11 protein-coding genes are annotated in these 8,483 nt (G+C 67.7%); 9 read left to right on the forward strand and 2 right to left on the reverse strand.

What is annotated here, in order from left to right; translation table 11 throughout:
* Positions 1 to 124 precede the first annotated feature (124 nt).
* From JMF90_RS12895 to JMF90_RS12905, 3 genes are all read left to right on the forward strand, one after another.
* Complete coding sequence (locus tag JMF90_RS12895) at positions 125 to 1,162, forward strand: NAD(P)H-quinone oxidoreductase (RefSeq protein WP_011548631.1); 1,038 nt, start codon at positions 125 to 127, stop codon at positions 1,160 to 1,162.
* Positions 1,163 to 1,298: 136 nt separating this feature from the next.
* On the forward strand, positions 1,299 to 2,288 hold the full coding sequence (locus JMF90_RS12900; RefSeq protein ID WP_011548630.1) for a LysR family transcriptional regulator: 990 nt from the start codon (positions 1,299 to 1,301) through the stop codon (positions 2,286 to 2,288).
* 57 nt (positions 2,289 to 2,345) lie between these two features.
* Positions 2,346 to 2,723 (forward strand): BON domain-containing protein, encoded by a 378-nt coding sequence (locus JMF90_RS12905; protein WP_006480033.1) that lies wholly within the window; start codon positions 2,346 to 2,348, stop codon positions 2,721 to 2,723.
* Positions 2,724 to 2,851: 128 nt separating this feature from the next.
* On the opposite strand, the gene JMF90_RS12910 is transcribed toward JMF90_RS12905, so the two are convergent.
* Together JMF90_RS12910 and JMF90_RS12915 are read right to left on the reverse strand one after the other, a co-directional pair.
* Positions 2,852 to 3,007, reverse strand: coding sequence for a DUF3309 family protein (locus JMF90_RS12910; protein ID WP_006483086.1), 156 nt, complete (start codon positions 3,005 to 3,007; stop codon positions 2,852 to 2,854).
* Between the two features lie 120 nt (positions 3,008 to 3,127).
* Positions 3,128 to 3,334 carry a DUF1737 domain-containing protein gene (locus JMF90_RS12915; RefSeq protein ID WP_006480032.1) on the reverse strand — a complete coding sequence of 69 codons (207 nt, stop codon included), beginning with the start codon at positions 3,332 to 3,334 and terminating at the stop codon, positions 3,128 to 3,130.
* Between the two features lie 169 nt (positions 3,335 to 3,503).
* Here JMF90_RS12915 and JMF90_RS12920 point away from each other — a divergent pair, with 169 nt between their 5' ends.
* The 6 genes from JMF90_RS12920 to JMF90_RS12945 all read left to right on the forward strand — a co-directional run.
* On the forward strand, positions 3,504 to 4,178 hold the full coding sequence (locus JMF90_RS12920; protein WP_011548629.1) for a histidine phosphatase family protein: 675 nt from the start codon (positions 3,504 to 3,506) through the stop codon (positions 4,176 to 4,178).
* A gap of 19 nt (positions 4,179 to 4,197) precedes the next feature.
* A complete protein-coding gene (locus JMF90_RS12925; RefSeq protein ID WP_006480030.1) occupies positions 4,198 to 5,229 on the forward strand; it encodes a phosphotransferase in 1,032 nt (343 codons plus the stop codon).
* A gap of 78 nt (positions 5,230 to 5,307) precedes the next feature.
* Positions 5,308 to 6,072 carry an SDR family oxidoreductase gene (locus tag JMF90_RS12930; RefSeq protein WP_011548628.1) on the forward strand — a complete coding sequence of 255 codons (765 nt, stop codon included), beginning with the start codon at positions 5,308 to 5,310 and terminating at the stop codon, positions 6,070 to 6,072.
* Positions 6,073 to 6,079: 7 nt separating this feature from the next.
* Positions 6,080 to 6,838 (forward strand): SDR family NAD(P)-dependent oxidoreductase, encoded by a 759-nt coding sequence (locus tag JMF90_RS12935; RefSeq protein ID WP_011548627.1) that lies wholly within the window; start codon positions 6,080 to 6,082, stop codon positions 6,836 to 6,838.
* 40 nt (positions 6,839 to 6,878) lie between these two features.
* On the forward strand, positions 6,879 to 8,123 hold the full coding sequence (locus JMF90_RS12940; RefSeq protein WP_011548626.1) for an acyl-CoA dehydrogenase family protein: 1,245 nt from the start codon (positions 6,879 to 6,881) through the stop codon (positions 8,121 to 8,123).
* 79 nt (positions 8,124 to 8,202) lie between these two features.
* A partial coding sequence (locus tag JMF90_RS12945) for a LysR family transcriptional regulator (protein ID WP_201325144.1) occupies positions 8,203 to 8,483 on the forward strand: 281 nt, incomplete at its 3' end.

Below are 8,483 nucleotides of genomic sequence, written 5' to 3' on the forward strand. Positions count from 1 at the left end.
GCCCATAGACTGGCTTCACCTACATGGCGATGCCGCGATTCGGGGATGGCCCGCGAATCGGCCGCGCATCGACGAACGTTGAGGATCATATCGTGATTGATGACGCGCCCCCCTGCCCACCCACATGACCGCGATCGAAATCGTGCGGCCCGGCGGCCCCGACGTGCTCGTGCCGGCGACCCGGGCCGTACCGGTGCCGGGCCCCGGCGACGTGCTGATCCGGATTCACGCGGCCGGCGTCAACGGCCCGGACGTATTCCAGCGCAAGGGGCTGTACGATCCGCCGCCCGGCGCGTCCGACATTCCCGGCCTCGAGATCGCCGGCGAGGTCGTCGCGGTCGGGCGCGACGTCACGCGGTTCGTCGTCGGCGATCGCGTCTGCGCGCTGATTCCCGGCGGCGGCTACGCGGAATACGCGGTGGCGAACGAGAGCAACACGCTCGCGATTCCCGACGGCCTCGGGATGGCCGAGGCAGCGGCGCTGCCGGAGACCTTCATGACGGTCTGGCTGAACCTGTTCCAGCGCGGTCGGTTTTCCCCCGGTGAAAGCGTGCTGATCCACGGCGGCGCGTCGGGCATCGGTACGACGGCGACGATGCTGGCGAAGGCGTTCGGCGCGGCGACGATCATCACCACCGTCGGGTCGGACGCGCAGCGCGACGCGAGCATGCGGCTCGGCGCGGATCTCGCGATCGACTATCGCAGCGAGGATTTCGTCGAGGCAGTCGCGCGCTTCACGGGCGGCAAGGGCGTCGACGTGATCGTCGACATCATCGCGGGCGACTACGTCGCGCGCAATTTCGCGGCGGCCGCGATGAACGGGCGCATCGTGCAGATCGGCGTGATCAATGGCCCCGCGAAGGAGCTCGATCTGTTTCCGATGCTGACGAAGCGGCTCACGCACATCGGCTCGACGCTGCGCTCGCGCACTTACGCGGAGAAGGCGCAGATCATTCGCGAGCTCGAGGAGGCCGTGTGGCCGCTGATCCGGCAAGGCACGGTCAGGCCGCAGGTCTATCGGCTGTTCGATTTGCGCGACGCGCGCGCGGCGCACGAGCTGATGGATTCGGGACGGCATATCGGCAAGATCGTGCTGGCGACGCCGGCCGCGGATCATGCGCTTCGGGCTGCCATCGACGCAAACGCCAAGCATTCCACATGATCCGCGGACGCTTCAGCCCCCGGTCGGGGGGCTGAAGCTGCGGCGGGGATGGCCCGACAATCGGGGCACCGAATGCGTCGCCGCGCCCCGCCGGCGCGTCGCGTGGATGCAGCACCGCACTGGACGATGAGTCGAAATGGACATGCTCGAGAACATGCGGACGTTCGTTCGCGTCGTGCAGGCCGGCAGCTTCTCCGCCGTGGCGAAGCAGACCGATGTCGCGACCGCGCAGGTGTCGCGGGCCGTCGCGAGCCTGGAGGCGTATGCGCAGATTCGTCTGTTGAACCGGACCACCCGGAAAATCGCACTGACCGACAGCGGGCGCCGCTATTTCGAGCGCCTGCAATCGATTCTCGGCGATGTCGACCAGGCGAATGCCGAGGCCCGGAACGCGCTGGTCCGCCCGTACGGACGCTTGCGCGTGCATACGATGCCGGGGCTCGGGCAGAGCCATGTGACCGCGTTGGCCGTCGCCTATCGGGCGCGCTTTCCCGAAGTCGCCATCGAGATGACTTATTCGCAACGGATGCCCAATCTCGTCGAGGAAGGCTACGACGTATCGGTCGTCACGGCCGCGAGCCTGCCTGATTCCGCCTGCATCGCGCATTCATGCGGCACGTCGTTCAGCGTGCTGGTTGCGTCGCCGGCCTACCTGGCTCGCCACGGCGTGCCGTCCGCGCCCGCCGACCTGGCACGCCATACCTGCCTGCGCCTCGATACGCCGGCCGAAGCGAACGACGAATGGCTGCTGCACGGCCCCGGCGGCCAGACCGCGTCGCATGCGGTCACGGCCGCGCCGTTCCACGCGAATGCGCCGGAGGCGCTGTCGATCGCGCTGCGCGCGGGGCTGGGCATCGGCTCGCTGGCGATCTATTCGGCGATCGACGACCTGCGCAGCGGGCGGCTCGTGCGCGTGCTGCCGGACTACCGGTTGACGATGCTCGACGTTTACGCGATGTATGCGTCGCGCCGCTTCCTGGACGCGAAGGTTCGCACCTTCGTCGAGCATCTGCGCTTGGGGTTGTCGCCCGCGCTGAAAGCCGACGCCCGCGCGCTCGACGCGCTCGCGGCGCCGCGCGGCCGCGAGCGTGCCCGTGCCCGTGCGGTGGCCGGTGTCACGGCCTGACGGCCGGCCCATCCGTCGTACCCGTTGTACCCGTTCGTTCCTGTCGAGGAGAATCCGATGAAGTCCCGTTTTGCAATCGTCGTTGCAGGTTTCGTTGCGTTGTCGCCGCTGGCCGGTCACGCGCAGTCCGCCGCACCCACCGCGCCCGCCGAGCAGGCGGCATCGGCGGCCGCGTCGCCGCGGGCGGCGAAGAAGGCCGAACGCGCGGCCGACCGCGCATTCGCGAAGAAGGTTCGGCAGGCCATCGTGAGAGCGCCCGGCGTGGGCAATGCGCAGGTCACCGTGTTCGCGAAGGCGAAGACGGGCGACGTGACACTGGCCGGGCAGATCGCCGACGAGTCGCAGGACCGGGCCGCGGTGGACGCGGCCCGCCAGGTCCCGGGCGTGACGTCGGTGAAGAGCAAGCTCCAGTTACGCCTGGAGGGTGGCCAGTAACGGAAAGGGTTGACGGCATCGGGTGCATGTCTTTGCGGGTCTCGTCGTGTAAAGAATCCACGGCGAAGGCTCGGGAAGGCACGCACCCGTGCCGGCTGCGACGCGTCCCGCCGCGGGTGGCGGGGGCGTCAGATGCGACCGAGCAGCACCAGTATCACGACAATGACGACGATCAGCCCGACGGTCCCCGATGGCCAGTAGCCCCAGCTTCGGCTATGCGGCCATGCAGGAAATGCTCCGATGAGCAGCAGAATCAGAACGATGATGAGGATCGTACCGAGCATCGCATCCCTCCTGGATTTATTCGACACGGTGTCGGCTGTCGCAATTCGCGTGCCGCGAGGGGACGATCGTTCCGTAGGGCGCCGCTGCCGCATCGGACGGTGCGCGGCGGGCGACCGGGATTACGCGCCGGCGTCCGTGCCGGCGGTGTCCGGCCAGAGCAGGGCCTGAGCGACGACGACGTGATCGCCGTTGAAGGTGGCGGCGGGCGAACCGTACAGGCGATAGCCGAGCGCCAGCGCATCCGACACACGGTGGCAAAACGTGGCGTCGTCCTTGCCCGTCAGCAAACGATAGCGGGGCAGGTCGTTGGGCGGGGAATGCGACATGGGCGGGACTCCTGTGAAGGGGGCGGATCGGGCAGTATAAGTCGGACAAAGCCACGCCATCTGCGAAGGCAGGGGCATTTACATCATGAATGCCAGTTCATTCAACAAATAAATTTTAAAAATGGTCGCCCGCTCGCTATGCTGAATCCTTCACTCAGGCGGGCATGCAATGGCTGAACTCTTTCTGGTACGGCACGGGCAGGCGTCATTCGGCACCGACGACTACGACCGGCTTTCCGCGGCGGGCGACCAGCAGGGCGTCTGGCTCGGCGAATATTTCGTGCGGCAGGGCCTGGCGTTCGACCGCGTGATCTGCGGCACGATGAACCGCCATGCGCAGACGGTCGCCGCGATCCTGCGCGGGATGGGCCGCGAAGGCGTCGCGGTCGATCGCCATCCCGGCCTGAACGAATACGATTTCCACGGGCTGTTCGCGGCCGCCGCCAGCGACTACCCGGAGATCGCGCGGCTCGCGGCCGGCACGATGAAGGACCATTTCCGCGCGCTCCGGCAGGTGCTGCAGCTGTGGACCGAGGACAAGCTCGGCGATGCGGCTCCCGAAACCTGGGCCCATTTCCAGCAGCGCGTGGCCGACGCGCGCGCGGCGATCCGCGCAGGCGGCGGCCAGCGCGTACTGGCGGTGAGCTCCGGCGGCCCGATCGCGGTCACCGTGCAGCAGGTGCTCGCGGCCCCGCCGTCGAGCGCGATCGCGCTGAACCTGCAGATCCGCAACAGCAGTCTTTCGCAGTTTTTCTTCAACGCCGAGGCGTTCCACCTCGCGTCGTTCAACGGCATCCCGCATCTGGAGGACCCCGAACGACACGCGCTGCGCACCTACGGCTGACCCACGAACGATCGCGACGATGACGAACCCTTCCCAGCAACTCGACGTAGCCCGCCTCACGCGCTATCTGGAAACCCACGTGCCGGGCTTCGAAGGCCCGGTCGACACGGAGAAGTTTGCCGGCGGCCAGTCGAATCCGACTTTCCTGCTGAATGCGAAGAGCGGCCGCTACGTGCTGCGCCGCCAGCCGCCGGGCGAACTGCTGAAATCCGCGCACGCGGTCGACCGCGAATTCCGCGTGCTCACCGCGCTGTCGGGTACCGCGGTGCCGGTCGCGCATCCGTATCACCTGTGCGAAGACCGCGACGTGATCGGCAGCCTGTTCTATGTGATGAGCTTCGAGGACGGCCGGATCTTCTGGGACCCTGCGCTGCCGGAACTGCCGAAGGCCGAGCGCGCGACCTGCTACGACGCACTGCTGCGGACGATGGCCGCGCTGCACGACGTCGATGTCGACGCGGTGGGCCTTGCCGACTACGGCCGCCCGGGCAACTACTTCGAACGCCAGATCGGCGTGTGGACGAAGCAGTATCGCGCGGCCGAAACCGGGCGCCTCGATGCGATGGAGACGCTGATCGACTGGCTGCCGAAGGCGTGTCCCGAGGATACGGGCCGGCCCGCACTGGTGCACGGCGACTTCCGGATCGACAACCTGATGTTCGCGCGCGACGGCTATCGCGTGCAGGCCGTGCTCGACTGGGAACTGTCGACGCTCGGCAACCCGCTCGCCGATCTCGCGTACTTCTGCATGTGCCTGCGGCTGCCGTCCGGCGGCCAGGTGCGCGGGCTCGCGGGCCAGGATCGCGCGGCGCTCGGGATTCCCGACGAAGCGGCGATCGTCGCGCGCTACTGCGAACTGCGCGGCATCGCGCCGATCCGCGACTGGCATTTCTACCTCGCCTTCAGCTTCTTCCGGCTCGCGGCGATCGCGCAGGGCGTGAAGGCGCGCGCGTTGCAGGGCAACGCATCGAGCGAGCAGGCGCTGCGCGTCGGCGAAATGGCCGGCCGGCTGGCCGAACTGGCCGTCGGCGTGATCGACGCGCATCGCTGAGATCGCCGCGAAGGGTCACGATCGTCACGATCGCCGCGCGGCAATACGACAACACCATCAATGGAGGAGCACAGCAACATGGCAACGAACCTGTTCGACCTGACGGGCAAGATCGCGCTGGTGACGGGCGCGAGCCGCGGCATCGGCGAGGAAATCGCGAAACTGCTCGCGGAGCAGGGCGCGTACGTGATCGTGTCGAGCCGCAAGCTCGACGACTGCCAGGCCGTGGCCGACGCGATCGTCGCGGCGGGCGGCCGCGCCGAGGCGCTGGCGTGCCACGTCGGGCGCCTGGAGGACATCGCCGCGACGTTCGAACACATCCGCGGCAAGCACGGCCGCCTCGACATCCTCGTGAACAACGCCGCTGCGAACCCGTATTTCGGGCACATCCTCGATACCGATCTCGCCGCGTACGAGAAGACCGTCGACGTGAACATCCGCGGGTACTTCTTCATGTCGGTCGAAGCCGGCAAGCTGATGAAGACGCACGGCGGCGGCGCGATCGTCAACACGGCATCGGTGAATGCGCTGCAGCCGGGCGACTGGCAGGGCATCTATTCGATCACGAAGGCGGCCGTCGTCAACATGACGAAGGCGTTCGCGAAGGAATGCGGGCCGCTCGGCATCCGCGTGAACGCGCTGCTGCCGGGGCTCACGAAGACGAAGTTCGCGGGCGCGCTGTTCGCGGACAAGGACATCTACGAAACCTGGATGACGAAGATTCCGCTGCGCCGCCACGCGGAGCCGCGCGAAATGGCCGGCACCGTGCTGTATCTCGTGTCGGATGCGGCGAGCTACACGAACGGCGAATGCATCGTCGTCGACGGCGGCCTGACGATCTGAGCGCGCGATGAAACTGGACAGCTACGCCGGCCAGGCCGTGATGATCACCGGCGCCGCGAGCGGCTTCGGCGCGCTGCTCGCGAGCGAACTCGCCGCGATGGGCGCGCGGCTCGCGCTCGGCGACCTGAACGGCGATGCGCTCGAACGCGTGGCCGCGCCGCTGCGCGCGGCCGGCGCCGACGTGATCGCGCAGCGCTGCGACGTGCGCGTCGAAACGGAGGTCGCCGCGCTGGTGCAGGAAGCCGTCGCGCGATTCGGGCGGCTCGACGTCGGCATCAACAACGCGGGCATCGCGCCGCCGATGAAGGCGCTGATCGACACCGACGAAGCCGATCTCGACCTGAACTTCGCGGTGAACGCCAAGGGCGTGTTCTTCGGGATGAAGCACCAGATCCGCCAGATGCTCGCGCAGCGCGAAGGCGTGATCCTGAACGTCGCGTCGATGGCCGGGCTCGGCGGCGCGCCGAAGCTGGCCGCGTATGCGGCGTCGAAACATGCGGTGGTCGGGCTCACGAAGACGGCCGCCCTCGAATACGCGCGCCACGGCATCCGCGTGAATGCGGTGTGCCCGTTCTACAGCACGACGCCGATGGTCACCGACAGCGAGATCGGCGAGCGCCAGGATTTTCTGGCGCAGGGCTCGCCGATGAAGCGGCTCGGCCGGCCCGACGAAATCGTCGCGACGATGCTGATGCTGTGCGCGAAGGACAACACGTATCTGACCGGGCAGGCCGTCGCCGTCGACGGCGGCGTCTCGGCCTTCTGAACCGAACGAACGGAAACACGGAAATCTCGAGGAGTCGATCATGGACTTTGGCTACACCCCGAAAGTGGAAGCACTGCGCGAACGCGTGAGCGCATTCATGGATGCGCACATCGTGCCGCGCATCCGCCAGTGGAACGACGAAGTGCACGCGGGCCAGTATCCGGTGTCGTTCATGGAGGAACTGAAGGAACGCGCGAAGGCGGAAGGGCTGTGGAACCTGTTCCTGCCGCACCTGAAGGACGACGAGCCGGGGATGGGCCTGACGAACCTCGAATACGCGCCGCTCGCCGAGATCATGGGGCGCGTGAGCTGGGCGTCGGAAGTGTTCAACTGCAACGCGCCGGACACCGGCAACATGGAACTGCTGCACATGTTCGCGACGCCCGAGCAGCGCGAACAGTGGCTGCTGCCGCTCTTGCGCGGGGAAATCCGCTCGGCGTTCGCGATGACGGAGCCCGACGTCGCGTCGTCGGATGCGACCAACATCACGACACGCATCGAGCGCGTGGGCGACGAGTACGTGATCAACGGCCGCAAGTGGTTCATCACGAACGCCGCGCATCCGAACTGCAAGATCTTCATCGTGATGGGCAAGACCGATCCCGAGGCCGAGTCGCACCAGCAGCAGAGCATGATCCTCGTGCCGCGCGACACGCCGGGCGTGACGGTCGTGCGCAACATCACGGTGGTCAATCACCACGCGCCGGAAGGGCACTGCGAGATCACGTTCGACAACGTGCGCGTGCCGGCGCGCAACCTGCTCGGCGAGGAAGGCAGCGGCTTCGCGCTCGCGCAGGCGCGCCTCGGGCCGGGCCGTATTCACCACTGCATGCGCTCGATCGGCGCGGCCGAGCTGGCGCTGGAGCTGATGGTCGACCGCGCGCAGTCGCGCGTCGCGTTCGGCAAGCCGCTGAACCGGCACGGCACGGTCGGCGAATGGATCGCGCGCTCGCGTATCGAGATCGACCAGGCACGCCTGCTGGTGCTGAAGGCCGCGTGGATGATCGACAAGGTCGGCGCGAAGGCGGCGCGCAAGGAAATCTCGATGATCAAGGCGCTCGTGCCGACCGTCTATACGGACGTATGCGACCGCGCGATGCAGGTATTCGGCGCGGCGGGCTTGAGCCCCGATACGCCGCTGGCCGACCTGTGGACCTGGGGCCGCGCGCTGCGCTTCGCCGACGGTCCGGACGAGGTGCACCTGCAGGCCATCGCGCGGATGGAGATCAAGGGCGGCGAACCCGGCGCGACGACGCCGTACCTGACGCCGCCGCCGCGCGGCTGAGCGCCGCGCCGCACGGGAGCGCGACGTGGGTGAACGGGAGGCGCACGCCGTATTAAGATGCCGGCAAGGAGATCCGGCGATGCGCCTTTCGAAGATTGATCTGAACCTGTTCGTCGTATTCGAGGCGATCTACAACAAGCGCAACCTGACGCGCGCGGCCGAGGTGCTGAACCTCACGCAGCCGGCCGTCAGCAACGCGCTCGCGCGGCTGCGCAAGACGCTGAACGATCCGCTGTTCGTCAGCACGCCAGCCGGGATGATGCCGACGCCGATGGCCGAGAACATCGTCGGCCGCGTGCGCGAGGCGCTGCAATTGCTGGATTCGAGCGCGCACGAAGGCGACGTGTTCGATCCGGCTTC

It is taken from the genome of Burkholderia sp. E168m23 (assembly GCF_016586125.1).
Classification (GTDB): domain Bacteria; phylum Pseudomonadota; class Gammaproteobacteria; order Burkholderiales; family Burkholderiaceae; genus Burkholderia; species Burkholderia orbicola.

Excerpts from the sequence above, each read along its gene's own strand:
- JMF90_RS12910 (WP_006483086.1), bottom strand. The coding sequence starts at position 3,007 with ATGCTCGGTACGATCCTCATCATCGTTCTGATTCTGCTGCTCATCGGA.
- JMF90_RS12915 (WP_006480032.1), bottom strand. The coding sequence starts at position 3,334 with ATGTCGCATTCCCCGCCCAACGACCTGCCCCGCTATCGTTTGCTGACG.
- JMF90_RS12920 (WP_011548629.1), top strand. The coding sequence starts at position 3,504 with ATGGCTGAACTCTTTCTGGTACGGCACGGGCAGGCGTCATTCGGCACC.
- JMF90_RS12940 (WP_011548626.1), top strand. The coding sequence starts at position 6,879 with ATGGACTTTGGCTACACCCCGAAAGTGGAAGCACTGCGCGAACGCGTG.
- JMF90_RS12925 (WP_006480030.1), top strand. The coding sequence starts at position 4,198 with ATGACGAACCCTTCCCAGCAACTCGACGTAGCCCGCCTCACGCGCTAT.
- JMF90_RS12900 (WP_011548630.1), top strand. The coding sequence starts at position 1,299 with ATGGACATGCTCGAGAACATGCGGACGTTCGTTCGCGTCGTGCAGGCC.
- JMF90_RS12935 (WP_011548627.1), top strand. The coding sequence starts at position 6,080 with ATGAAACTGGACAGCTACGCCGGCCAGGCCGTGATGATCACCGGCGCC.
- JMF90_RS12905 (WP_006480033.1), top strand. The coding sequence starts at position 2,346 with ATGAAGTCCCGTTTTGCAATCGTCGTTGCAGGTTTCGTTGCGTTGTCG.
- JMF90_RS12895 (WP_011548631.1), top strand. The coding sequence starts at position 125 with ATGACCGCGATCGAAATCGTGCGGCCCGGCGGCCCCGACGTGCTCGTG.
- JMF90_RS12930 (WP_011548628.1), top strand. The coding sequence starts at position 5,308 with ATGGCAACGAACCTGTTCGACCTGACGGGCAAGATCGCGCTGGTGACG.